The following is a 23064-nucleotide window of genomic DNA, read 5'->3' as shown; positions in this document are numbered from 1 at the left end:
GGGTCTCCTTCTTACCCATTATGCCCGCTCACACACGGAATTCCTGACAGTCCCCGACCGCTGCCTGAGCGGCACTCTTTCCAAGCTGCTTGGCAAACGATTCGGTGAAGACGCGAACGGCGGCCTTCATGGCATTTGCTCCATCGCACTCGCCCAAGAAATTCGTTGCTCGCACCATAGAACACCGAGCTTGGAGGCGGCTGGATTGCGAACCTTTGACCGAAGTGCCATGACAGCGACTGTCGCGATCGGGATTTTCGGCGCGTCCGTTTCAGCGGTGTAGGTTCCAACGAGGCATACGCACTGATGACGCCTCTGCATCTCTTTGAGGCAGAGGAAAAGATCATCATATAACTCGCGCATGCGGAAGTTACGATCCGGCTTTGGAGCAATCAGGCCCGAATTGCAGCATCGCATGAAACTGATGAGGTCGAGCCACTCCCGCAGTTCAGCCAAATCATCCGCCGCCTCCCCCTCAAGATCACTATCGAGGACAATCATGTCGGTCGAGGATAGGGCGCGCAGTTGCTTTTCCGTATCCAGCGGAGCGACGGACACTTCTACTTTGCCCTTCATCCAGGCCAGCGAATTTTCCAACGCTTTAATGGCCTCGTCTTCCGGGAGTTTGTGCCGGGGCACAGTCAGGTAGTCAGCGGCAAAGCCCAACGCTACGGCAACTTTTGAAAGGTTTTCCGCACTGACGGTATCGCCGCGCTCGATGCGTTGGACCGTGGTGAGCGAAACGCCTGCCATGGCGGCAAGAGTGGGTTGTTTCCAGCGCCAGAGGTCACGCTGCATTCGCACGAAGAAGGCGACGCTATCGGGCGGCGGCGGCTCAGGAACTTTGGCGTGGTCGGATAGTGTTTCCATACCGTCATTATGATGCCGCACGGTGCAAAAGACACAGCCAAAAAGCCTTCAGTGGAAACCGTAGATACCGCTGGCTGACCCGATGCTTTTGGTCAGTAATCCATATTGGCGTGCCGCTCCCATGCTCTGGACCAATGCTCGATAAAGGCATCAACGTGTTCGGGACCGCCAGCCACCGCTTCTGCATATTCCGAAAGCGATTTTGCGTCGAACACGGGGTCAACGCCCCAGCGCACCATTTCATGCGGACCACTCAGCTCCCGCTCCGAAAGAAGTACATCCAGCGCGTCAAAGACGGCGCAGCATTCTGCGTGATCGTCTGCCTCAACTGGAAGGAACGAGAAACGAACGCTGTTTGCGAATTTACTGAAATTCGCTGGAATTGCGCCTATCTTGGGTAGACGGAAGAACAGGGAACCTCTGTCATTTTCAACCCCGCCGTGAGCAAACGGATTGCGGATGCGCTCCTTGATGCGGCGCATTTGCCCCAGCGCGGTTGCAACGCTTTCAGGCAACGGAGAGGGAAAAAGAGTTTTCAGCTTTTCATCCCACTTGGCGGCGAGAAGGTCGAGCAGTTCTCCTTCCGCGAGAGGTCTTCCTGTGAATGCGCGCAGCAATATCAGGCGGTGTTCAAGGCAGCTAAAATAGCTATCGACCATAGCAGTGGAATAAAAAAATCCCTCTCGTTGGGCCGAAAGCATCCGGTTCATATCGCGCGTTGCGTCGCTGAGCGACACTCGCCCGCTATCGTCAGCGACTGTTTTTTCTTTCCTTCGAGGTGGTTGCTCACTTCTTTTATACGACCGATCCGCATGATCGCGAAAAAAATGATACCGATCATTGAATTCACTGTAACGGTTCGTAATGAGAACATGACCATTCGCGACTTGTTGTTCAGCTAAGGGGCGCAGAAACACCTCAACTTCCCGCAACGCTGAAGGTAGTTGGCCAAGAATGCGCGGGTCTAAATCGTCGCGCCCCTCAGGTCTGATTACGGTGAAGCCGAACTTCCGTAGTTCAAAAGCAACGGGTGCACCATCCAGCGCCCCACGCACAGTCCACCGAACCTTTTCTCCTTCGCCGTACCACTTCCACCCCAATACGTCTCGCAGCGCGAATAAGACCAACTCTGGCACTGGGAACACGGTTCGTTCGGGGCGATATGATACCATCTTGATGCCCCCCGACTCCGGCACATCGTCTGAGAAGCCGTTGAGCTTTTTCTGTAAGCGTCGTCGAAGGTCTGAGTATGGATTAATAGGGTGCGTTTCCTGCATTATAGCCGCGCTATCGAAAGGAAGAGATTTCTTGAATTTGGGGTGCCATTTTAATGGCAGATGGCCCCAATGTAGTAGAAGATTATTTAAATTTCTGTTGAATGATCTCGTTGGTCCAAGCCAGCAGCAGGTTCAGCCCGTTATTTTCTACGCCCCATTTCCGGCGCTCCGAACCCGCGTAGCCACCGTAAATGCTCTGCCATTCCTGCGAGATTTCATCTGCAACATGGGCACGATCGCCATCGTAGAAGCTAAGGTCCATTGAGAAATCCTGCTTCCGCAGCCACGGAAATACGGTTCTCGCCTCAATATGCTCCTGCGTCTTCTCCCAGTCAGCCTTGTGGCCCGCGTCAATCGCGGCGTTCAGTTCCAAGATGAGCAATGTCAGATCGATGATTTTCATGAACCGGCCCCGGTCTGTCAGCATGACAAGCTTCAACCGTAGCCAGACACGCTCAAGAATAAAAGGGGAACTGTCCGGCGCGCGTGGCGCGGCGTTGCGCCTCCTTCTTATTTCTTGCGCGGCGGCTTTGCCGGGATGCCTTCGCGCAGAGCGAGAGCACGTTTGCCATTGATAAACGTGCGCTGGATGAAATTTTCCAGCACGTCGAGCATAGAGTCCATCTCGGAACACGAGGGCGACCACCCACGGTGGGCGGCGGCGTTTCCGGCATTGGTGAGGGTGTCGAGCAAATCGTGCTCGGTGTCGCCGATCCAGCCTCCGGCCAGCAATTCCTTTAGCTTTTGCTCGAACCGCTTTCCTGTGTCGATGTCGACGATCTCGGTACTGCGATCAATAGCAGTGCGTATGCCGATGGCCGTCAGAATGAAACACTGGCTTTCATAGCCTTTGTGGATTTCGTCCATGAGGTGCGCGAGCGTGTTGTCAACGCGCCAGAGCTTTTCTACCCAATCAGGCTGAGGGCGGCTTGGCGGCTTCGGGTACGTTTCCTTGGTATGGATGGCCTCCGACTGTTCTTTGCCCTCCCTGTCATACCACTGATCGTAATCATTATCGTCCCACGAATCTTTCTCGTAGAACACCGTGTTGCAGCCCCGACATTCCAGCAGGGTATGGGTGGTGCCGCCGCATGATGAATTTCCCTGCCGGTCGGAATAGTCCCATGGCTTATAAACTTGCCCGTGCATGTCGCAGTTCTGGGTGCGATTGCATGTGGGGCAGTGGGCCTTCTCCGGTGCAGAAGGTGTTTGCGCAGTTTCGCTGGTGCGGTCGGTCATGTTCCCCTCCGGTCTAGGCTCATGCCAGCCTGATCGGCGATATTCAGATGATAGCACGTCGATCTTAGCGTACCAGTCTGGGTGAACCCAACCATTGCCACCAGTTCGCGCGGGTGGCGGTGGCGGTGGCGCGGCGTGATGGTGATGTAGTTCCTCGCGCTCAGGCCTCCCCTGACCCCACCCAGCGCTTCGCGGAACTGCAGGCGATGCCTTGGCCTGCCGCGTGTTCAGCCGGTCAGGGAACAGCATCCATTACAGCGTCTGATGTGACCGCGTGCGCAAGAATATTGCCATCGCATTCTCGGGGCTACAACAATGGCTATTATAGCGAGTGCCGCTCTCTGAAGCGGACCGTCGAGAATGTCCCATTCACGGCACAAGAATGAGCGGACAGCATCTGCGAGAATTCAAGGCTGTAACTGTTTGGCGCGGGGGCAAACTTACGTTGCCGCACGGAGTTCGCTTATCTTAACCTGACAGAGTTGCAGAACAATTTGTCCAAGTTCTTCAATCCGGGTTGCCAGCCAATCCAGGTCGCCCTTGGAAATCTGATAGTGCCTCGAATAGCGTGCTTTTACATATGCATCTTTAAGTTTCTCAAAGCGCATGCGGTCAATCTTGGAAGATCTCGGCCACGCATCGAAGAGTTCCGCTGAAATCTTTTCAGCTTGGCGGCGAAGAAAATTCAGATTATGAACATGTGGCGTGTAAAACGTGCATACAAGAAGAACGCAATGATATAGGCGTTCGCACGCTTGATGCAGATCAAAAGCTGCATCTTTATTAAATCCTTCATCAATGTCGAATTTGGCAATCCGAAATCGCTTCAAGGCGGCAGGAAACCATTCATCGAAATACTCCTCTGCCATTTCGAGCGCAGCTTGAGGTGTCTTGGGCAATGGTATGTGAAGATTGGTCTCATCGGACTGGTAGAGCGCTATGCCGTCGGTGGCGATGTCCATGAAGAAGTAACGGCCGTGCGCGAGCCCGTCGTTGACCTCCTGCAGTGAGTGAACGATGAAATTTACCGGCGTCTTCAGGTTTCCGGAGATCTCGCGTTCGCGGCTCAGACGTTCTTCAGCCATTTCCCAGTAATCGACGCGATCGGTCAGTTCCTTCTGGTTGACGATGATCAGCAGATCGAAATCAGACTGATAGCCCTTCGCCGTGTGTGGCTCGTCTACCCAACCACCTCGTGCGTACGATCCGAACAGCACGATCTTGAGAATGCGGCCCAACTTGCGCTGTCCGGTAGGCGTGCCGTGGGCATCCTGGAACTCCTCGAACAGGATCTGGACGACCCGCTCAAGTTCGCGGCGCTTGTTGGCTGGCAGGTGATCCAGATCGGTCTTCATCATCTCATCTCGGAGCGACCTCGAGGGGCGCTGATTGGGCGGTCGGAGCAAGTGTACATGGTCCGTTCTCATGGACAACCCCGCAGGGCTGGTTTTCTGCGGTTTTGTAAGCTGTCGAGACCGGCCGGAGCGGCATCGATTTCGTGACAAAAGGCGCTGGATCGCGTACAATTCCCGCGAAAGGAACGGCGATGGATGGGCGTGTTCAGGGAGGACCCGAAGGCGTAAGCACCATGCCCAGGATCTCGGACTGGCTTTGGCGGCCCTTGTACGCAAAGCTCTGGTGGTTTGCGATTCCGCTATGGTGGGCGGGTGTAACTTTGGCTCCTGCCCATGCGGCTTTCTCAGGCATTTTCCAAAGTCCGGTCGCGGCCTATCTCAACGTCCTGTTTTTTCCGTTCGCACCAATCCTCGTCCTCGGAGCAGGATTTGTTCCGGCTTGGCTTGATGGCTGGAAGTCCACTTGGCGAGGGAATGGGTACGATGACGAGGAGCACCGCCGTATCCTCCGCGAATGGGATGAACAGGATCGACGGTTCAAAAAAATGCGCGCGCTAACGGATCCGCTGGATCCACGGTCTGGCGCCATATGGGTGCACAATCCCAGTAATCCCTTCAATTCTCAGAACCCGGCAAACCAGCGCCATTAGCGCTCGCCCGAGTTGTTATGTCCGTCGTCCGGGGCTCCTTTTAGATCAGTCGAGAAGCGGCCGGAGCCGAGAACCGAAGCTTGCTCGAGAGAAGTCAGCGGACCGGTGATGTCGAATGTTCCGCGGCCTGCATCGGCGTCGTTCAGGTACCGCGACCTCAATCCATTGGTGCTGAGGACCCCTTGCGAGAGAGCTTTCGCAAATGACTCTTCCGGGCGGGGCGTTCGTGCCGCAGCACGGGTCGCCGCCGTGATCGCGCTGCGGACATCATAGTTGACGACGTCCAGAGTGCTTTGGGCATTTTCGTTGACGGTGCCCATATCGCTACTGCTAAAGCCAAGGTTACCGCCCACCTTACCGCTTGTATCATGACTTCTTTGCGATTTCTTCGACGCACCGGATTTACGGCCTCGACCATAGTCGACTTCGCGCTCGCTCACTCCCGCTGACCCGCCGATCTCCAGTCCTATGCTGGTTCCCATGGATATCTGGTCCTGCGCCGAGCGCGACAGCGTGCGTTGCCAGCCGGTCTGGGCCATGACTGCCTGCACGTCGCGCTGCAGGGTGTCGGCGACCTGCGGCTTGAGGCGCCATTCCCCTTTGCGGTCCATCTCGAAACCGCCGCGCAGCCAGTTGGCCAGCATTTCCTGCCCTTCCTTTCCGCCGCTCATGAAATGCTCGATCGTGTCCGGGCCCGCCTGCTTGCCTGCTTCGAAGCGGGTACTGGTATCGGACCTCGCCGATCGCGAATGGGTGGTCGCGCTCGAAACCAGCAGGTCATTGTGGGCGAAGCTGAAGCGGGCCGTCCCGCCATTGGCGACGGCGCCAAGCTGACTCTCGTTGAGGAGCCCGCCCTTCCACATCGCCGCTGCCGTCTGCGGAGTGAGGTTGAGGCTCATGTCGCCGTTTTGGTCCATCGCGATCTGACGCTTGCCGAGATCCACGCCATGCTCAGCGAGCAGGTGCTGCATACGCGTCAGCCGTTCCTTCTCGACGATGTTCGTGAGCCGGTCGTTGCGGGCGCGATCGGCGATGCCTTGCGTCCCACCCTCGGCCATATCAACCTGGCTTCCGGACGTGCGCGAGAGCGCCAGGATGAAGCTGTCGAGCCTTGCGGCTTCGCGGGTCGAGCGGCCGGCCGCCGCGGCACCTTGCGCGAAACCGAAGTTCTCCGATTGGCGGCGCTGTTCGCCGATCCTGGCGGCGGATCGCGTTCCCGCCGTACCAACCCCGCGCTGGGCGTCGAGCTTGCCCGAACGTTCGGCGAAGTCGTAGCCTGCCGCCTCCCGTGTACGGCCATAGATGCTGGCGCCTTCGCGGGCAGCTTCCGCGCCGGCACCATCGGCCGTCCCGACCTGACTTGCCGCGTTGTAGTTCTCCAGGGCGTGGAGGACTTGCGCTTCGCTGCGCCCGGTGGCGTGGGAAAGCTGGGTTATCGCCGTGCTTCGCGCCTCGCCGGACAAGGCGTTGACGAAGCCGATGCGCCTCGATGTCTCATCCAGCGATAGGCCGAGCATCGCCGCCGCCTGGCGCTGTCCGTGGTTGCTGCCGGTACGCCAGGCCTGTTCCGTGGCGACGTTGGCGCGCTCGGTCTCGGCGACCCGCTCGCCTGCATAGTCGCGGCGACCCTCCATGGCTCCGACCTGGACCTGCGCGGAGGTGAGATCGTTGGCGAGCAGCTGGTGCTGGTCATAGGCATTCGCGATCAGCCTGGCGAACGTCGGATCGGCCTGTGCCTCGCCTATCACCCCGGACGCCTTAAGGCTTGCATCCTCTGGCGAATAGCCGCTCCGCTCGAAATGGCGCGTCGCCGCCTGCATCATCATGCCGTAGGCGCGCTGGTCGCCGAAGGCGCGCCACTGGACGAGGTTCTGGCTGAAGGCGGCGAACGCCTTCTCTCCGGTTTCGCCGCTTCCGAAATAGCTGGTGGCGAGGCCGCGCAATGCATCCTTCTGCGCGAACTGGTGGATCGCGCCGGTGGCGGCGCTCGCCTGGACCGCACGGGCGACCTGAGGGTCGGCAAGATCGCGGTCCCCAAGGGCAGGGGCCAGGCTCCCGATCTGGCGGGCGCCCTCGATTCCCCCAAGCGCGAGGGCGGTATCGCCCGCGGTGCCGGGCCGTTCTCCCAGGATATGTGCCGCCTCTCCGAAGCCGCGATTGGCCTGGAAGCTCGCGCGTTCGCCAAAATCGCCGAAACTCGACGATGCTGCCGCGCGCGAGCGCGTGCCCATCGCGGATGCCTGGGCTTCCAGCGCCGAGGCCTTGCCCTCGGCTGTCGCCATCGGTGCCGCCGCTGCAGCGGCCTGTCCGGTTATCCCGAGCGAACCGGACGTGAACGCGCCAAAGACGTTCCCACTGAAGCGGAACACCGTGAATACGAAGGCACCGGCAAGCCCCGCCGCTGCGGTACGGAAGCTCCCGAAGATGGCCAGCGCCTTCATCGCGGCTGACGGCGCGAGGAGCCAGGCATTGGCACCAAGGGCATTGGCGCGCAGCTCCTCCAGAACGGCGCTGGCACGCCCGAGCGTCAGCTGGTGGATGCCGGCATCGATCACGCCCCACAACGCGACGAACACGAACATGCCGATGGCGAAGCTCGCAACGCGCAAGTTCATAGGGGTCAGGATGAAGAGAAGCGCGATCGGAACCATGAACAGCATGATCCCGAACACCACGGCGCGGATTGTCGGCATCCATTCGTTGGCAACGGACAGGGTGGCGAGACCGCCCGACAGGACGGCGCGGTTGGCCATGACCCGTGCCGCCGAGGCCGGGCTGTCCTCGAACAGGACGTCGCCGACGCTGCCTGCCAGCATCACGTGGGTGAAGAGGCTCTGGGCCGTCATCGGGCGGCCGAGCATCATCTGGCCCATCTCACCCAGTTGCTGCCGGCACCGGGCCAACTGCTGAGCGTTCGCGGCGTCGTATCCGGTGTGTACGCAGATCTGCCGCGAATAGTCCTCGAACAGCGCCGGATCGGAAAGTCGCCCGGAGATGTGGGCCCAGGCCTCGGTGCAGCTTACGGTGGTGCCGCCCTTGTCGGTTCCCGTGTAGACCGTCGAGAACGTGGCGGGGCCGGCCATTGCGGCAAAGGCGGAGGGCAGGTCGCTCGTGGTTCGGAACAACTGGTCGTCGTCGATCCCGTAGGCCGGCGACACCCGGGCAACGGGATAGCACTGGCGCACATAGTCCTTGATCGTCGCATCGAGGAACGTGTCGGTCATCGGACCGCGCGGTGACACGGCGTTGAGGAACAGGTCGAAGCTGTGGCCGCCCGCCCCGAACTCGATCTTCGCATTGGGGTCGAGAGTATTGTCGTCGATCGTCTCGACAAGCGCGCGTTCCATCATGTTGGTGGCGCCGGCCACCAGCACGAGGAGATTGGGAACCCCGCCAACCGGTTGATAGGCGTTGCGGACACGGTCGTAGACGTGGACCGTGCCGGTGCTGGCGACGAGGCCGACGAAGACGCCGACGCCGAACAGGATCTGGAAACCGAAGGCGACGAGACCCATGCCGGATCCGCGTACGCTGGCGAGAACGGCTCCCAGGCCAATACCCACCGTAGCCACGATCAGCACCAGCGTCTCGTAGCGGGGATCGCCGAAAATCATCGAAACCAGCCGGAATGCGTCCACGGTCTCGGCGAAGCCGCCATAGGTATGGAAGCTCGCGTCGACAGCGAGCGCGGGTTCTGCCGAGAGGCAGAGAAGGACAAAAGCGAGAATTGCGCGGCGCATGGCAGGCATGACCTATCGGCTGCGGGCGGCGGCGCCGGCGGTATCGCGCGCGTCGCGGTCGCGCTCGCGCAGGAGGCCGGCATAGTTCGCCGAAAGGTTCGCGGCCGAAAGCGCGGCCATGTAGCTCTGGCGCATCTGCGCACGCTGGCGGAGCACTTCGTCGCGCAGATCGCGCAGCTGTTCGATGCCTTTGGAGAGGATACGGGTCTGGCACACGCTGGCGTTGGCGCTGTCCGCCGCACCCGCGACAGTCGCACCGCGCTCCGCATTGCTCACCGTGAAATCGATGGTGCGGGTGAGATCGTTCAGCATCTGGTAGGCCAGCGTGAGCGCCACCAGTTCGTCCGTGTCGCCGATGACGGAATCGGTCACGCCCTGCCGCACGCCCCACTCGAGCATGCGATAGACCGGCAGTGTCCGCACATTGGCGACGAACTGGCGTTCCTCGCTCGTCAGCGCAGTGCGGGTGCGGATTTTGGTTGCGATCGACTGCATGCGCTCGCGCGCGAGCACCAGCGCGCCGCGGCCCGAACCATCCTGCGCGCAGTCGGCGATGCTGGGCGGCAGGTTGAGCGAGCGGCGCTGGACGCGGCCGGTCAGGAAGTCCTGGGCGCTTTCGGTATCCTGCGCCGGGCACTGCGGGATCGCGGTGAACAGCGGGACCTTGTCGTTCGCATCCCAGCGCATGTAGACGTCCCCGACCCGTGCCCGCATCACGCTGGCCCAGTCTCCGGCACCAACCCGCGCCGCGGCATGGCTGAGAAGCGATCCGGTGCGGAAGATGTCGGTGACCTCGGCCGGGCAATTCGCCAGCGCGTCCTTCAGGTCCTCGGTCGGATTGTTCGCATTGGCCTCGATCTTCTCGCGGCTGTTCTGATAGCTCTTCGCGAACCCCTGCTTCACCGAGCGGTAGCCGGTCATCTCTTCGATGATCCCGGACATGTTGTCGTCGCCCTTGGCGATCTGGACCATGCGGTTTGCCAGCCGACAGTCGTTGACCTGGATCGAGTTAAGGTAATTGGTCGCCGCCTCCATCTTCGAGATTATGTTCCCCATCTTCTCGTCGAGGGTTTCGAGCAGGTACTGGAACGCAACCGCCGGCGCTGCCTGCAGGATGCTCTCCAGCTTTTGCACGAGGTAATCCGGGTCGAGGAACGACATGCCGCCCAGGAACATGTCTATGCCGCCGCAACCGGCCCGCACCTTTGGCAGGCTGACGGACATCAGATAGTCGTTGTGGACATCGACCCGGCCCGACATCCCGCCCGCGGTGATGTAGCCCCGCGTCTGATCCTCGAAGCTCCCCGGCGCCGTGTACGTGACGTTGTCGAACCAGGTCTCGGCCCAGCTCTGCGCCCTGGCCGGAGATGCAGTGCAGCAGGTAAAGGCGAGGGCGGCGAATAGCGCCATCAGCCCCTTGCACGGGTAGGACATCGGCTGGGTTCCTTCACGGGAAAGGTTGCGGTGGCGGTGGCGGTGGCGGTGGCAGTGGCAATGGCGGGGGCGGGCGCGGACAGCGAAGCGGAGCAGCATCATGGCCGCCTCCCTTCGCGTGGACGAGGCGCCGCGCCGACGATGCCGGTGAATTTCGCCATTGCGCGCACCCCTACGGCCGGCCGTACCCCCGTGAGCATCTTCGCGGCGAGGTAGAGGTTGCGCGCCAGGTTTGGCGTATGGTCGGTACCGACCGCGATCGGTATGGCGCGCCATGGGTCGGTCACCGGTCTGACCCAGGCAACCGGATGCCCGGCCCATGGCAGCCCGAGCCTGCCGGAGCGGATCATGGCGTCCTCGCTGCCCATCGTGCGCAGACGCCATCCGTGCCGTGCCGCGAGCGACGACAACTTTGCCCAGAGGTCCCCGCAGGGAATGCAACCCGCGCTAGTCGTCATTTCGATAATGAACGCAGGGCCATGCCCGTCCAGCGTCGCGGCAAGATCGTTGGGGAACGAGCGTGTCACCGGAACGCGGGCCAGCCAGGCCTGCATGGCCGCCGCGTCCGCGACCGGATGGATCGCGGCGCGCCTGGCCGCATCCTGGGCCGCATCCCGTGCGATGGGCTGCTGCGCTGCCGCGGCTGGTGGCAGGGCGGCAAGCAGCGCAATGGTGGGCGCGATTGATAGCAGGGCGCGGTTGCAGGCCGGGTACCGGAGAAGCGCGTGCTGGTTTGGCATGTTGGAGTGAGCCTTGAAGGCAAGGAAGATTTTCCTTACATTCAGCGGCGAAGGGACTCGCGCCATGAACGCTCTGACGATCAGCACCAAGGGACAGATCACATTGCGCAAGGAATTGCTGCAGCACCTTGGCGTGCATCCGGGCGACCGGATCAGCTTCGAGAAAATGCCCGGCGGCGAAGTGCGCATTCGCGCGGTGCGGCCTTCAGGCAAGCTCGACGGCTTCTTCGGTTCGCTGCGGCGCGATGGCCAGGCACCGATTTCGGTCGAGGACATGAACGAGGCGATCGCGGAAGGCTGGGCCGGCCGGTCGTGAAGATCACGGTCGATACGAATATCCTGGTGCGCGCCGCGACCCAGGACGACCCGGTGCAGGGCGCTCTCGCGCAGCGGCTGATGCAGGAGGCCGACCTTGTCGCCATCGCGCTGCCGTCGCTGTGCGAGTTCTGCTGGGTCCTGCTTCGCCTCTACAAGTTTCCGGGGTCCCGTGTCGCCGACGCGCTGAGGGTCCTGATCGAGGCGGAGAACGTCAGGCTCGACCGCCAGGCCGTCGAGGCCGGTCTGGCGATACTCGATGCAGGCGGTGACTTCGCGGACGGCGTGATCGCACACGAAGGTCAGTGGCTCGGCGGCGAGACATTCATGAGCTTCGACCAGAAGGCTATCCGTCTCCTGCAAGCGCGCGGGGAAGCAGCCGAAATTCCCGCCTGAACTGGATGCTTGGGGCTTTCGCTGCGGAATGGGTGGGTGCCGATTGGTCATTCTCCCGGCCCCTGGGCAAGAGGAATCCCAAGCCCATCGCTCACCCGCGGATCGCTGGCGGAAACGGGACCGTTCGCCAACGCGTCGAAGAAGCCGTCATCCTCGCCCGGCCCGGTCATGAACTGCTCGGGCCGGATATCGCCGCGTAGCAGGCGGACCGCCTGGTACGCCATCTGCGCGAGCGCCGGATAGGCTTCGACGCCTGACGCGATGACCATGCGCTGGTTGCTGGCACGCCGGATCACCATCGTCGTCGGCGTGACTTCGACCCCGAAGCGCTCGCCGACGCCCGGTCGCCTGTCCAGATCGATCGCGGTGACCTGCCAGCCCATCTCCTCCTGGAAGCGCTGGACGATCGGCCACTGGACCCGGCAATATCCGCAGGTCGATCGCGAAAACATCACGATCGCGAACTCGCCCGCATGTGCGCGCAGGTACGCGCGGCGGATCGTGTCCTTCTGCGCGGTCAGCTGCGAACGGGCATCGCCGACCATCGGATTCGCCGATTTCGAGTTCAGTTCGGGATGCTGCAGCATGGCAAGCTGGGTAACGCCCGCGAACGCACGGGCCTTTCGCCTCGCGAAGTCCTGGAGCCGCCAGAAATCCGACACGGCTTCGACGGTGAGGACGGTCGCGGCATAATCGCGCTGCTCCTCGATCAGCTTGCGGATGCGTGGCGGGGTCCACGTGGCAAGCTCGGACATAGGCGGGATCTTCGGTCTTGCGGCCAGGTCGTGGTCCGCCGTTTCCTGCGGAGCAGGGGCCTCGTACCACCAGTATCCTTGTCGGCTGCCCGCCGATGAGACCGGCTCGCGGCCCGGGGCAGCCGCGGCGGTCATCGGCGCGAACGCTCCAGCCTCGCCCACGCTCCCGACTTCACCGGCGGCCTCCCGCGCGAGTGTGGCGGACGAAAGAATGGCGAGGCATGCCAGCCAGCATGCGGGGGCCTGCCGCGGGATCACAGGATCCGCTCCATCCGGGTCAGGCGATCAAGCGGAAGCAGCCCGAAATAGCGGCTGTCGAAACCGCGCGGATGGGAGGAGCCGACATAGACCATTCCGGCCGGGATCACGCCGCTCCAGCGCATATGCTCGAGCCGCATCCCGCTGCGCGCGGCGGGCAGGGAGAGTGCGAGGAACCGGTCGTTGCAGAAGTACCAGGCGTCCGATGTCCCGGACCGGTGCCTCGAGGGAAGCTCGATCGTCGTGAGGCGATCGCCGGGGAGGCACAGCGCATGCTTGGTGATCCTCGCGGGCTTGTCGCCGATGACGGGATGCTGGAACACGAAGAGCACATAATCTCCCCGCGCGATGGGGCCCGGCTTCTCGCGAAGGGCCCAGGCCTCGATCGATGGCGTCATCACCAGCGTGATCTGCGGCATCGTCCAGCCGACCACGAGGGCGATCGGCAGGACGACCAATATCGCGTAGGCCAGCTTCGCGGGCCGGGCAGGCGCGTCGAGAGAGGCTGCGCCCAGAGCAACGGCGGCTTGGCGCGGGAGGTTCTGGAGCCCTGTCCAGATGGCGAGGAAAACCCTAGCGAGCCCCCATAAGAGCCTGAGCATGGCGCACGTCCTCCTTTCCTCCAAGGCGGGCATATTCCTCCAGCAGGCCCGGCAGGGCGCTGTCGCCGTAGACGAGATGCGCGCCGCGCGGACTGTCGTCGCCGCGTTCACAGTAGGCCTGTGCGGGGTCGCCCGGGATCATCGCCAGCGCGGGCACCTTGGCAATCGCGTGTTGGCGAAAAACCAGCGGATCGACGATCACCTGAACGTCGCGCATCGCGCATCCGGGGCCCTCGCACCCGGGATCGCGCTGCAGGATGCCGGCCGTAAGCTCGGCCATCGGACCTGCTTTCCGCAGACCGCCGGGCATCCCCCTGAAGGCCAGCACGCCGTGCACGCGTTCGAGCTGTCCGGCATAGCTGCGCAGAACCGCGATGGGCATCGAGGAGGAGACGAATATGACCGGCACCCAGCGTGTTGCCGCATCGGCAGGGAGGTTCGGCCCGGCTTTTGCGATGGCCTGTTCCTCGGACGGCTCGAGGCCGAGCGCTTGCCGCAGCGTCCTTGCCTGGCGTTCGCGTTCGGCCGCGAGCGCTGCCTCGCTCTGCCGATGCGCGGCCCGTGCCCGCGCTTCCAGCTCCGCAGGCGCCGCGTGCCGCCGCAGGCCCTCGAAAGCGCGGCGCCGTTCGGCCGGGCTATCAAGGTCGGGAAGCACGGGATGAGCGATTTCAGGGGCGTCGGTTCTGCTCTTGGCGATAGCGTCCGCAAGCCGCTCAAGGGTCTGCGAACCTTGCGCGCCGATCGCCTCGCGGGCATTCTCCTGAGCCAGTATCGCGGTGCTGATGCCAGCCACGACGAGCGTCGCGGCGGCGAGCGCGAGACTACTGGCCGATGGCGTTGAGATAGGCATCGACGCGTTCCTCCATGTCGATCTGGATCTCGGACGGCGACCGGTTCTCGATGTCGGCATAGTATTCCGACAGGTCCATCCGGCTGAAATCGAGGGCCTGGAATTCTTCCGGCGTGAAACCGCGGCACATCGGGTTTCTGGCCGTGCCCCAGGGGTTCGCGTTGAAGGCCCGGAGCTGCGGGCGCCCCTGCTCCTGGATGATGCGGCCGAGCTTGGTACTGAAGCAGCAGTGTCCGCGTGCTCGCTGGAGGCAGACGCCGAGTACACTGGACGCGCAGTAGCTGCCGACCTCGTGGCACATGTCCGAGGCGCGCAGCATGGCGGTTTCCATATCCTGCTGGTCGCACCCCGAAAGCAGGAACTCCATCATGAAGTTGATCGCCAGGCTCACGGCGATCGATGTCGGATCGATGCCGACGATGAGGGCGTTGGCGCCCGCGCTTGCCGCCTGGCTGGCCGTCGCGCCGGCCCTGAAGGCGGCGTAGGCGGCCTTCATCCCGGTGAACACGCCCTTGGCGACCGCGATCTTGGTGCCGATCGACGAAATCGACGAGCCCATCCCGTCCTTCACCACCTTGCCCTTGTCCGCGCAGCAATTGGCGAACGTCGTGGAGAGCCCGGCTGGACGGCAGCGCATCCCGCGACCGGCGAATATCTCGACAGTGCCGACGCAGTTGCCATCGGCATCGGCGGTGCCGTCGGCGCTCGGCCCAGCGTCCTCGATCGGTGGCGCCTCCGTGATCGGATTGGCAGCGATGTCGATGCAGGCATTCGGCGAGCACGATGGCGCCGCGCCCGCGACCGGTGAAACGCACGCGAACTGGTCGCCGAGCGGGCAGGCATAGGCCCCGCTCTCGGGCGAAACCACGCACGCGGTCCGCTCTATCGGGCACAGATATCCACCCGCCGGAGCGGCGAGGCAGCTTGCCTGTTCGCCCGCGTCGGCGGCATCGCCGTTCCCGTCGAGATCGGCGGCGCACATATATTGCTGCGCCCGGGCCGCAGGCGCGGCCAGGGTGCAGGTAATGGCGCAGGCCATGGCGATGCAGGTCGCCAGCATCGACCGCGCGCGCATTGACGGCCTTCCCGGCAGGAGCGGCACCCGGCTCATGGCGCCACCGCGCTGCAGACCATGTCCGCACCTGCCATCCGCACTGTCTGCATCATCACGACCGCTTCCGGGAAATCATCGAGGCATCCGCAGGCAGACACGATTTCCTCGCCGGGCCCTGCGGGACAGGCGTTGTCGCTCGTGCAGGCATGATAGAACGTGTCGACGCCCGTCGGCTGGTTCTGCTTCGATCCGACGACGCCGTCGGGTGCCGCTTCGCTGTTGGCCTTGGGTGCCTGCGTCTTGCAGATGGGCTCGCACGCGGGGACCGAACCGCGATCCGGCAAGGCGAATGCCTGCGTGGACGAAGAGAAGCTGCCGTCAGCCTGGAGCGTCCGGTCGGCGAGCAGCGTCTCGGTCGAGCGATCGATGATGTAGGCGCCGCGGCTCGTGTCGGGATAGGCAAGGCTCGTCGCCGTGCAGCGGTACTTGCGATCCTTCGTGAAGTAATCGCGGGTGAGGTCGGTCGGGCAGGACGGCGCGCCCATCAGCCGGGTCTGCTCCAGGGGCCTCAGGCCCGTGGCCACGCCGTTCAACGAGGTCTGCACCCCATCGACAAGCTCGCTGTCGAGACGGCATTGCGGATCGGCGGCGATGAAGGAGCATCCATCGACGACCTGTTCCAGCACCTGGCAACTGTCATCGACGTCGACATGGATCTGGGCGAAGGCCTCGCCGCCCTTGGCGACGGCGACCCGTAGCCAGACCTCGTGGTCGCCATCGGTGAGGAAGGGTTTGAGATCGAGGCCTGGATAACGATGGAACGTGTCCTTGGTTTCGCACGTGCCGGGGGGCAGACCGGTCCCTGTCCAGTTCGAGGGGCCCGAACCGACAAGCTGGCCGTCGATGCGGACCTGCGCCCAGTCGTCGGCATAGTAATGTGCAAGTCGGGCATCCCGGATCCGGTCGGCGCCCGCGACACGAAGCATCATGCGGAAGTCGAAAAGGGTGCAGCTGTTCCCGGCGAGGCTGTTGTCCGCTGGCGAGCCCATCAGGAAATCGAATGCGGATCCGTTCTGCAGCGTAGAGTACCCGCCCGAGGTTCGGCTCACGATGCTGGCAGGCGCGGGCCTGACCACGCTCACCTGCCGCTTGATCGTGCAATGTCGGTACTGCTGCGACGTGCCTGTCCCGATCGACGAGCCTTCGAGTGCCTTGAAGACGGTACTGGCGCTGCTGGCGATGGCCGCATCCGACGCGATCGCCGCCGGAGCCGCGCGGTAGCGGCTTTGCGGAACCGCGGCATCGGCGCTGCACGCGCTCGAGAGTGCTCCTGCATAGCGGATCGAAGGACCGTCGATGACCGCTTCCGCGATCCCGTAGCGCGGGTCGGCGGTCGTCAGTGCGCCGACCATCCCCCCGCCGAGATCGCGCAGTAATGAAGGCATGTTCGCCCAGGCCAGGTTGCTGCCGCAGCTGGCATTGATGCAGTAGCACGCGGCGAGCTGGGGCATGTCCACCGCAGTCAGGTTCAGGGCCCCCGCGCTGTCGACGTTCCAGCGCAGGAAGCGGCATTTCTCCCAAGTCCCCGGGCTGCACGAGACGACCCCGTTGGAGCAGATCCCCGAAACCGGGACCGGAATCGTGGACGTGGAATCGATCGTACCGTCGAGATCCCGGTCGCGCGACACGGTGACCGAGGTGAGATCGCCCGTCCCCGACGGCTGTACCAGCACTTCCAGCATCGTCGCGGTCTTCCGGCAGGCGATGGAGGGCGTGAAGCTGCGGGAATCGTCGATCGTGGCGATCGCCTCCCCGGCGAGGCCCGGCGTCACATAGTTCGCGCGAAGCGCGTCGCTGTCGGATGACTTCGCCCGGGCGGCAGTGGCCGCGGCGCGGGCCCGGTCTTCCATCGTCTGCGCCTTCGTCGATGCTGGAAAGAGGAGGGCGACGGGAACAACGAGGGTGGTCAGCGCGGTCATGGTGACGGCGAAAGTGCGGGGAAGACACTTGCGCCGCCTTGGGAAGGCCATCACCGCGCTGACCGGGGTTGGAGCGGCGCCGCGGGGGAACGGCGCCGCTCCTGCCTGCGCGCCCGGCCGGCGGCCGCTCGGGCCTTGGCGGGATGACCTCCGGGACTTGCCGGTCCGGCACGCGGGGCATGGGGGAGGCGACCTGCTCACGGCGCGGGTATCCCGGCGCAGCAGATCACCTTTTCGAAAAGCATGAACTGGGCATTGTCCTTGCCGGGCGCGTGCTTGGCGCTTGACCACAGCGCGCCGGGGCGCCCGATGTTGACGCACTTGCCGCCCTTCACCGGTTCCATGATCTGGAGCTTGTACCGGCTCTTCGTCCAGATCGGCTGGGGCACGAACGAACAGCCGTCGGCGGAACTGACGGTCAGGGCGCCTAGCCTTCCCATCATGAAGGTGCCGCGGGCGGCAAGACCGGCCCATGCCTCGACGCTGTCGTCGAAATGGATGTCGCCCGCGATCGGATAGGTCGCCCCCCACGATCCCATGCACCAGAACAGCGGATCGACGACTTTGCCGGCTGCCGCTGCCGCGCTGTCCGCCATGCAGGCAAGGCCGGCCGCAGGGTTGCCGAACAGGATGCCTTCGGGCTGGATGATCGCGCCGAGCGTCGCCGATTGCCAGGTCGGCAGCACCTCGGTGATCATCGCGACGTCGAAGCCGTCGTTCTCCAGACAGGGCAGGTCGGTGAACATGTCGAGCATCGCCCACACCGGGGAGATGTAGTAATGCATCTGGGCGAACATCTTGCGGGTGTTCGTGCCGTCCGCGATCGACGACTGGCTGCCCTGCAGCTTGCCGCCGGTCGGCATCAGGTCCGCGCCAAGCGCCATCATGCAACCAGGCTCGGTGACGACGTCGATCATCCGGTTGGGGGACCAGTAGGACACCTTGACGCCGAACCAGAATTCGAGGCCCTTGCGGCAGGCACAGAGCGGCTTCGAGGCCGACTGCGCGTCGAGTTCCTTGTCGAGCTTGTCGTAGCTGCCGACCCTGACGCCGCCGATGGTGATCGGAAAAATGCAGGTCCAGCGGACTTTCGTGATGGGATTGAACGCGCTGCCCGCCTCGCATCTGGAGGCCTGCGCGGGGACAGGCGCCGTGAGCGACATGGCCGCAGCGAGCGGTGCTGCGAGTATATTGGCAAGGCGCGGCCGCATCATCGCGCGGCTGCCTTGCGGGCGCTGCGGACTTGCGGTCCGAATTCGGAGAGGATCAGGCGGGTGCCCGATTGGGCAACTACCACGGGCGCAACGGTGAGGCCCAGCCGTTCCTTCATCCTTTCCTCGAGAATGAAGATGGCGCGGCCGGACTTCTCGGATAGTTCGATCGCATCGCCGCTGTCGGTTCCCAGAGCGGTCAGCACGACGAAGTCCCCGGGCCGCGCGATCCGCAGGCCCCAGGCAAGATCGCGGGGATGGACGATCACCAGCCGCTGCGGAAGCCTCACGTATGTGAGCGGGTTGAACGTGAACCCCTTGGGATAGAGCACTTTGCCGTCCGGGAGTGCGATGTCGAAATCGAGGGTGTGGAAGGGCACGACGCTGCGGACCCGGTCCGCTGGTGCGACGCCAAGCGAAGCGGCCTTCAGTGCCGTCCAGTTGCCGCGCGGGCCATAGGCCGCGCGCATGTCACGGGGGAGACCGGCCACCTTCGCCTCGATCTCGGCGAGCGCATCGGGTTCCGCGATCGGCCACGTCCGGCCGATCGTGCTGCTTGAACCTGTGGCCTGTGCGACCGCGATGGCCGGGCCAGAGGCGAGGATTGCCGCCATGGCAATCGCGGTGCAGGGCAGGGCGGCAGTGTTTCGCGTTTCAGAGTTCATGGCGGCGGCTCCGTCGATGCGCCGCGGCGCGCGCGGTCCCGGCGAGCGAGACGGCCAGCAGGGTCAGCGCGAGCGGGGTGAGGGCCCAGATCAGCGTCCGGTCGCTGGCGTCGAGACGCGGCGACAGGAAGAGCAGGGTGGTCTGGACGAACTGCAGCAGCAAAGCGCTCAGCACCAGCCGGATCGATGGCTGCGAGGGAGCGGACGAGAGCAGCCCGTTCATATGACGCGCCCCTTGGCGAGACGGGAGAGAAGTCGGCCAGCGGCGGCGGACAGGCTGAGCAGCAGGACTCCCGTCGCAAAGCATGATCCGGCGACGATCAGGCTCGCCCTGACCACCATCATCGCGGGATGACCGAGCAGAAACCCGGCGGCCAGCATCAGCACGCCCAGCATGCAGGTCTCGATTGCCACGAGCCGCAGGCGCCAGTGGAACGCTTCCGCCTCGAAGCGCTGCGCCACGCGCTCGCTTACCAGTCGCTCGATCCGTTCCTCTTCTGCGCCGTCAGGATGTAACTGGTCGAACTGCAGCTGATCGGGATGGGTGGTCGGAGTACGCCGGTTCGTCATCGCGCTGCTCCTCCGGCGACTTCGGCCGGATCGACACCGGCAAGCTGGCAGACCGCTTCGAGCGGCGAATGGCCCCGACGGATCAGCGCGTCGAAGGCGGCGACCTCGTCCGGCGCCGACGTGTTGATCCAGTAGGAGAACGGATCGACCACCAGGCGCGCGATACCCAGCCCCAGCGGCGAGTCGATGAAGACCTCGGAGTAGTTGGGCTTGGAGTTGCGGACCGACTTGAGCAGGTCGAGGACGAATCCCGAGTAATCCAGAATCTTGTTCTCGACCGCGCGGTCGTAGGTCGAGCCCTGCAGCAGGAAGCGCGTCGCCGCGTTCTCGAGGATCACCTGACCGGTTCCCCCGAACAAAGTGAGGTCGTTCATGCTTTGCAGGACGATGCCAAACGACCCGCGGTATTTGCGCGCGCGGCGGTAACCCTGCCCGAACGCTTCGGCGAGCCGCGAGAGATCCTGTCCGTCCGTGCGGGTCATGAACTGCGCCGCTTCGTCGCACAGCACGAAGCGCGGGCGATCACGGGCGGACAGATAGAGCTCCTGGGTGAGCGCGTTCACCACGACCATGACGATGACATTGAACAGGTCGGGCATCGCCTTCAGGCGCTCGAGCTCGAGCACGACGAACTCGTCGCTGCGGATGTCCAGCGTCGACGCGCCGTTGAAATAGTGGCCGTAGGCACCGTTCGACCCGAAATCGCGCAAGTTGAACGCGAGTTCGCGCGCGGCGGGCACGAGGTGCTCGACACGGTCGAGATCGCTGCCGACCTGGCCGGGATACGTGCCCAGCCACTCGCGGACCGCATCGATGCCCTGTGCCGAACGGCCGCTGTCGATGGTCCACTGGACCGCCGATTTCAGCAGGTTCCATTCCGACGTGGTGACGCCCTTGCGCGTCGAGGCATTCGCCATCTCAGCGACGATCGCCACCGCCATCGTGATTGCTGACTGCCGGTCGTCCCCGTCGAGCGCGAGCCCCATGTCGAACGGGTTGAGGACAAGGTGTTCCTCGCCGATGTCGATGTAGCGGCCCGAGCACAGCGTGCACAGCTTGCGGTAGCTGCCTCCGATGTCGATGATGCGGATGAGCGCGCCGCAGGCATAGTACTGCTGGCACAGGTTGTTGAGCAGGAAGCTCTTGCCGGCACCGCTTTCGGCCGAGACGACGAAATTGTAGTTATTGATGCGCGGATCGAACAGGTCGAGCGTGATCAGCTGGCCCTTGCGCCCGGTGTAGAGAAGTGCGGGACGTCCGCCCCCGCGAAAGTCGGTCTGGATCGGTGCCATCAGCACCGCGGCCTTGACCGGCATGCGAAAATCGCGCTCGAGCATACGCAGCATTGTGCGGTCGGGATAAAGCCCGAAGGGCAGGCTCATGACCAGCAGGGTGGGATTGAGGTAGCTTTCCTCCTGCATCGCGAAGGGCAGCGGCTCGCTTTCCCACAAGCGTTTGGCGCGGGCTGCAAGATCGCGCGCATGGGCCCGGTCACGGCCGAACACCCAGAGGCAGGGGATCACCCGTACAAACCGGGAATTGCTTGCCTCGTCCAGGATCCAACCGATCTCCTCGATCTGCTTGCCGACTTCGATCGCGAAGCTGCCGGCCGCCTTCTGCGCCGAGAGGATCTGTGCACGCTTGTGGATCTCGAACTGCGAGTGATCGAACAGGACGTTGAGGGTGTAGAGGAACGGGCCGCCGATCTGGTCGCTGTCCTCCGACGATCCGCGCATGCCGCCCATCAAGCGGTTGGCTCTCTCGGCGGTGATCCTGCGTGCAGGCGCCTTGGGCGTCAGGCACCGCGCGACCTGATTGCCGAGGAACACTTCGGAGCCCTCGAACACGAGATCGGGTCCGGCATCGATGATCTGCTTGGCGATCGGCGGCGCGCCCACGGTCGATCCGTCGGCGAAGACACCTGGAGCCCGGTCCGCGACGCCGTTGAAAATACGCCGATAGAAGGCTACCATCGCTTCCGGCGGCAGACGGCGGATGCCGAGCTTGGAGAGCTGTTCCTCGACCTGCCGGCGAAGATCCTCGCCGAGCGGTCGCCGCGTCTTTATCGACAGCAGGGTGCGGAAGTCGCGGACGGGAATGTCATGCAGAGCCTTGAGGCCATGCCGTCCCTCGCTGAGGTATTGGTGGGTCCGCCGCGCCGAGGCCTGGATCAGGGGATCGTCCCTCGTCTTCAGGTCAAGGTAGGCGTCGAGCACGCCGTCGATCAGCGGATCCGCGAATGTGTGGAACTGCAGAACCGTTCCATCGGGGAACTGGATGTTCAGAAGGCCTTGCAGCGCCGCCTGGACATGCGCGAACATGTAGGCGCTGGGCACGATCTCCCACGCATGACCCCAACTGTCGTCGATGCACAGGAAAGCCTCGCTTTCCGGTTCCCAGGCGACGAGTGGGAGAAAGTCTGAGAAGCTGTCGCGGCGCACGTTCTCGCGCAGGCGCGAGAAACTGAGACCGGGGGCGGATGCGCTCATGGCTGAAGCTCCATCTCGCCGGACGCCGCCGCTGTGTCAGCGGCCGTCTCGCGCATGGGCGTGAGCAGGGGAGCCTGGCGCGGAGCGGATGCTTCAGGCGAAAGCATATTGCCGATCGTCCACACCGGCTGGCCCAGGACCGAATAGACATAGCGCGGCATGAAAAGGCGATCGGGTCGGGCCCGGTCGGAATAGGGCAGGATGAGCGTGCGGACCGTGCGCGGGGCTTTGAGCATCGGGGTGACGGGTGCCTCGATCAGGCCCTTCAGTTCGCGGTACACGCTCGCGCGGTAGTCTTCGTAGGCGCCGCCCTGAGCGCTTCTGCGTCCCTGCGATCTCCGGTCGCCGGCGGCGCCCGGGCGGCTGCGCAGCCTGGTCTTGTCGTTGGTGACGCGCGGATCGGACTTCGAGGAGACCCCGGCACGGGCATCCTCGTAGGCGCGTTCGGGATGGATGCACTGGCCGTGATCGTCGTTCTTGCAGGAGAATTTCTCCGGGTAAGGCGACAGCAGCGATCCCATCGTCGAGCAGGCCGGCAGAAGGCAAAGGCCTGTGACGGCGCCGGCAATGGCTAGCACGCGATCCGCGGCGAGCTGGGGCATGATGAGGTTCATG

Annotated in this window: 22 protein-coding genes; 3 read left to right on the top strand and 19 right to left on the bottom strand. The window is 63.7% G+C overall.

Annotated elements, in window-relative coordinates; all coding sequences use genetic code 11:
- Window positions 1–126: 126 nt before the first annotated feature.
- The 5 genes from PKE80_RS09815 to PKE80_RS09795 form a co-directional block, all read right to left on the bottom strand.
- Window positions 127–870: a helix-turn-helix domain-containing protein gene (locus PKE80_RS09815; protein WP_271182329.1), complete on the bottom strand. Its 744-nt coding sequence runs from the start codon at window positions 868–870 to the stop codon at window positions 127–129.
- 92 nt (window positions 871–962) lie between these two features.
- Window positions 963–2147: a hypothetical protein gene (locus PKE80_RS09810; RefSeq protein WP_271182328.1), complete on the bottom strand. Its 1185-nt coding sequence runs from the start codon at window positions 2145–2147 to the stop codon at window positions 963–965.
- A gap of 82 nt (window positions 2148–2229) precedes the next feature.
- Complete coding sequence (locus tag PKE80_RS09805; protein WP_271182327.1) at window positions 2230–2550, bottom strand: hypothetical protein; 321 nt, start codon at window positions 2548–2550, stop codon at window positions 2230–2232.
- Window positions 2551–2657: 107 nt separating this feature from the next.
- A complete protein-coding gene (locus PKE80_RS09800) occupies window positions 2658–3386 on the bottom strand; it encodes a DUF4145 domain-containing protein (RefSeq protein WP_271182326.1) in 729 nt (242 codons plus the stop codon).
- Window positions 3387–3826: 440 nt separating this feature from the next.
- Window positions 3827–4741 carry a nucleotidyltransferase and HEPN domain-containing protein gene (locus tag PKE80_RS09795; RefSeq protein WP_036529999.1) on the bottom strand — a complete coding sequence of 305 codons (915 nt, stop codon included), beginning with the start codon at window positions 4739–4741 and terminating at the stop codon, window positions 3827–3829.
- 233 nt (window positions 4742–4974) lie between these two features.
- Between PKE80_RS09795 and PKE80_RS09790 the strand changes: the two genes are divergently transcribed.
- The gene (locus tag PKE80_RS09790) at window positions 4975–5391 is read left to right on the top strand and encodes a hypothetical protein (RefSeq protein WP_155986465.1); all 417 of its coding nucleotides are present in this window, start codon (window positions 4975–4977) and stop codon (window positions 5389–5391) included.
- On the opposite strand, the gene PKE80_RS09785 is transcribed toward PKE80_RS09790, so the two are convergent.
- The 3 genes from PKE80_RS09785 to PKE80_RS25245 all read right to left on the bottom strand — a co-directional run bounded on the left by PKE80_RS09785 (window position 5388) and on the right by PKE80_RS25245 (window position 11395).
- Window positions 5388–9140, bottom strand: a complete 3753-nt coding sequence (locus PKE80_RS09785; protein WP_370424894.1) for a conjugal transfer protein TraG N-terminal domain-containing protein — start codon at window positions 9138–9140, stop codon at window positions 5388–5390. The genes PKE80_RS09790 and PKE80_RS09785 overlap by 4 nt on opposite strands.
- Before the next feature lie 3 nt (window positions 9141–9143).
- Window positions 9144–10541: a conjugal transfer protein TraH gene (locus PKE80_RS09780; protein ID WP_271182330.1), complete on the bottom strand. Its 1398-nt coding sequence runs from the start codon at window positions 10539–10541 to the stop codon at window positions 9144–9146.
- Between the two features lie 122 nt (window positions 10542–10663).
- Window positions 10664–11395, bottom strand: a complete 732-nt coding sequence (locus tag PKE80_RS25245; protein WP_309298982.1) for a hypothetical protein — start codon at window positions 11393–11395, stop codon at window positions 10664–10666.
- Between PKE80_RS25245 and PKE80_RS09770 the strand changes: the two genes are divergently transcribed.
- Complete coding sequence (locus PKE80_RS09770; RefSeq protein WP_036529968.1) at window positions 11370–11621, top strand: AbrB/MazE/SpoVT family DNA-binding domain-containing protein; 252 nt, start codon at window positions 11370–11372, stop codon at window positions 11619–11621. The two genes, PKE80_RS25245 and PKE80_RS09770, sit on opposite strands and share 26 nt — an antisense overlap.
- Window positions 11618–12016, top strand: a complete 399-nt coding sequence (locus tag PKE80_RS09765; RefSeq protein ID WP_036529966.1) for a type II toxin-antitoxin system VapC family toxin — start codon at window positions 11618–11620, stop codon at window positions 12014–12016. Before PKE80_RS09770 ends, PKE80_RS09765 begins: the two co-directional genes overlap by 4 nt.
- Before the next feature lie 47 nt (window positions 12017–12063).
- Here PKE80_RS09765 and PKE80_RS09760 read toward each other — a convergent pair whose 3' ends face one another.
- The 11 genes from PKE80_RS09760 to PKE80_RS09710 form a co-directional block, all read right to left on the bottom strand.
- Window positions 12064–12906, bottom strand: a complete 843-nt coding sequence (locus PKE80_RS09760; protein ID WP_051587194.1) for a conjugal transfer protein TraF — start codon at window positions 12904–12906, stop codon at window positions 12064–12066.
- A 119-nt stretch (window positions 12907–13025) separates the two neighbouring features.
- Window positions 13026–13631, bottom strand: coding sequence for a S26 family signal peptidase (locus PKE80_RS09755; protein ID WP_036529964.1), 606 nt, complete (start codon window positions 13629–13631; stop codon window positions 13026–13028).
- Window positions 13603–14481, bottom strand: coding sequence for a type-F conjugative transfer system pilin assembly protein TrbC (locus PKE80_RS09750; protein ID WP_036529962.1), 879 nt, complete (start codon window positions 14479–14481; stop codon window positions 13603–13605). The genes PKE80_RS09755 and PKE80_RS09750 overlap by 29 nt, the downstream gene beginning before the upstream one ends.
- Window positions 14453–15556 (bottom strand): conjugal transfer protein TraN, encoded by a 1104-nt coding sequence (gene traN / locus PKE80_RS09745; RefSeq protein WP_036529960.1) that lies wholly within the window; start codon window positions 15554–15556, stop codon window positions 14453–14455. Before traN ends, PKE80_RS09750 begins: the two co-directional genes overlap by 29 nt.
- A gap of 32 nt (window positions 15557–15588) precedes the next feature.
- Window positions 15589–17514 carry a hypothetical protein gene (locus PKE80_RS09740; protein WP_370424891.1) on the bottom strand — a complete coding sequence of 642 codons (1926 nt, stop codon included), beginning with the start codon at window positions 17512–17514 and terminating at the stop codon, window positions 15589–15591.
- Between the two features lie 197 nt (window positions 17515–17711).
- Complete coding sequence (locus PKE80_RS09735; RefSeq protein ID WP_236727485.1) at window positions 17712–18677, bottom strand: TraU family protein; 966 nt, start codon at window positions 18675–18677, stop codon at window positions 17712–17714.
- A 47-nt stretch (window positions 18678–18724) separates the two neighbouring features.
- Window positions 18725–19390 carry a conjugal transfer protein TraW gene (locus PKE80_RS09730; protein WP_051587190.1) on the bottom strand — a complete coding sequence of 222 codons (666 nt, stop codon included), beginning with the start codon at window positions 19388–19390 and terminating at the stop codon, window positions 18725–18727.
- Window positions 19380–19613, bottom strand: a complete 234-nt coding sequence (locus PKE80_RS09725; protein ID WP_036529957.1) for a hypothetical protein — start codon at window positions 19611–19613, stop codon at window positions 19380–19382. Before PKE80_RS09725 ends, PKE80_RS09730 begins: the two co-directional genes overlap by 11 nt.
- Window positions 19610–19960, bottom strand: a complete 351-nt coding sequence (locus PKE80_RS09720) for a hypothetical protein (protein WP_036529955.1) — start codon at window positions 19958–19960, stop codon at window positions 19610–19612. The genes PKE80_RS09725 and PKE80_RS09720 overlap by 4 nt, the downstream gene beginning before the upstream one ends.
- Window positions 19957–22449 carry a TraC family protein gene (locus tag PKE80_RS09715; protein ID WP_036529954.1) on the bottom strand — a complete coding sequence of 831 codons (2493 nt, stop codon included), beginning with the start codon at window positions 22447–22449 and terminating at the stop codon, window positions 19957–19959. The genes PKE80_RS09720 and PKE80_RS09715 overlap by 4 nt, the downstream gene beginning before the upstream one ends.
- Window positions 22446–23063 carry a TraV family lipoprotein gene (locus tag PKE80_RS09710; protein WP_051587189.1) on the bottom strand — a complete coding sequence of 206 codons (618 nt, stop codon included), beginning with the start codon at window positions 23061–23063 and terminating at the stop codon, window positions 22446–22448. The genes PKE80_RS09715 and PKE80_RS09710 overlap by 4 nt, the downstream gene beginning before the upstream one ends.
- Window position 23064 lies beyond the last annotated feature (1 nt).

It is taken from the genome of Novosphingobium resinovorum (assembly GCF_027922145.1).
Classification (GTDB): Bacteria; Pseudomonadota; Alphaproteobacteria; order Sphingomonadales; family Sphingomonadaceae; genus Novosphingobium; species Novosphingobium resinovorum.
This window is presented reverse-complemented; position numbering and strand designations above follow the sequence as displayed.

Bases quoted from the DNA above. Each gene is read 5' to 3' on its own strand.
- PKE80_RS09815 (WP_271182329.1), bottom strand. From the start codon at position 870: ATGGAAACACTATCCGACCACGCCAAAGTTCCTGAGCCGCCGCCGCCC.
- PKE80_RS09810 (WP_271182328.1), bottom strand. From the start codon at position 2,147: ATGCAGGAAACGCACCCTATTAATCCATACTCAGACCTTCGACGACGC.
- PKE80_RS09805 (WP_271182327.1), bottom strand. From the start codon at position 2,550: ATGAAAATCATCGATCTGACATTGCTCATCTTGGAACTGAACGCCGCG.
- PKE80_RS09800 (WP_271182326.1), bottom strand. From the start codon at position 3,386: ATGACCGACCGCACCAGCGAAACTGCGCAAACACCTTCTGCACCGGAG.
- PKE80_RS09795 (WP_036529999.1), bottom strand. From the start codon at position 4,741: ATGAAGACCGATCTGGATCACCTGCCAGCCAACAAGCGCCGCGAACTT.
- PKE80_RS09790 (WP_155986465.1), top strand. From the start codon at position 4,975: ATGCCCAGGATCTCGGACTGGCTTTGGCGGCCCTTGTACGCAAAGCTC.
- PKE80_RS09785 (WP_370424894.1), bottom strand. From the start codon at position 9,140: ATGCCTGCCATGCGCCGCGCAATTCTCGCTTTTGTCCTTCTCTGCCTC.
- PKE80_RS09780 (WP_271182330.1), bottom strand. From the start codon at position 10,541: ATGGCGCTATTCGCCGCCCTCGCCTTTACCTGCTGCACTGCATCTCCG.
- PKE80_RS09770 (WP_036529968.1), top strand. From the start codon at position 11,370: ATGAACGCTCTGACGATCAGCACCAAGGGACAGATCACATTGCGCAAG.
- PKE80_RS09760 (WP_051587194.1), bottom strand. From the start codon at position 12,906: ATGACCGCCGCGGCTGCCCCGGGCCGCGAGCCGGTCTCATCGGCGGGC.
- PKE80_RS09755 (WP_036529964.1), bottom strand. From the start codon at position 13,631: ATGCTCAGGCTCTTATGGGGGCTCGCTAGGGTTTTCCTCGCCATCTGG.
- PKE80_RS09750 (WP_036529962.1), bottom strand. From the start codon at position 14,481: ATGCCTATCTCAACGCCATCGGCCAGTAGTCTCGCGCTCGCCGCCGCG.
- traN (WP_036529960.1), bottom strand. From the start codon at position 15,556: ATGCGCGCGCGGTCGATGCTGGCGACCTGCATCGCCATGGCCTGCGCC.
- PKE80_RS09740 (WP_370424891.1), bottom strand. From the start codon at position 17,514: ATGACCGCGCTGACCACCCTCGTTGTTCCCGTCGCCCTCCTCTTTCCA.
- PKE80_RS09735 (WP_236727485.1), bottom strand. From the start codon at position 18,677: ATGTCGCTCACGGCGCCTGTCCCCGCGCAGGCCTCCAGATGCGAGGCG.
- PKE80_RS09730 (WP_051587190.1), bottom strand. From the start codon at position 19,390: ATGAACTCTGAAACGCGAAACACTGCCGCCCTGCCCTGCACCGCGATT.
- PKE80_RS09725 (WP_036529957.1), bottom strand. From the start codon at position 19,613: ATGAACGGGCTGCTCTCGTCCGCTCCCTCGCAGCCATCGATCCGGCTG.
- PKE80_RS09720 (WP_036529955.1), bottom strand. From the start codon at position 19,960: ATGACGAACCGGCGTACTCCGACCACCCATCCCGATCAGCTGCAGTTC.
- PKE80_RS09715 (WP_036529954.1), bottom strand. From the start codon at position 22,449: ATGAGCGCATCCGCCCCCGGTCTCAGTTTCTCGCGCCTGCGCGAGAAC.
- PKE80_RS09710 (WP_051587189.1), bottom strand. From the start codon at position 23,063: ATGAACCTCATCATGCCCCAGCTCGCCGCGGATCGCGTGCTAGCCATT.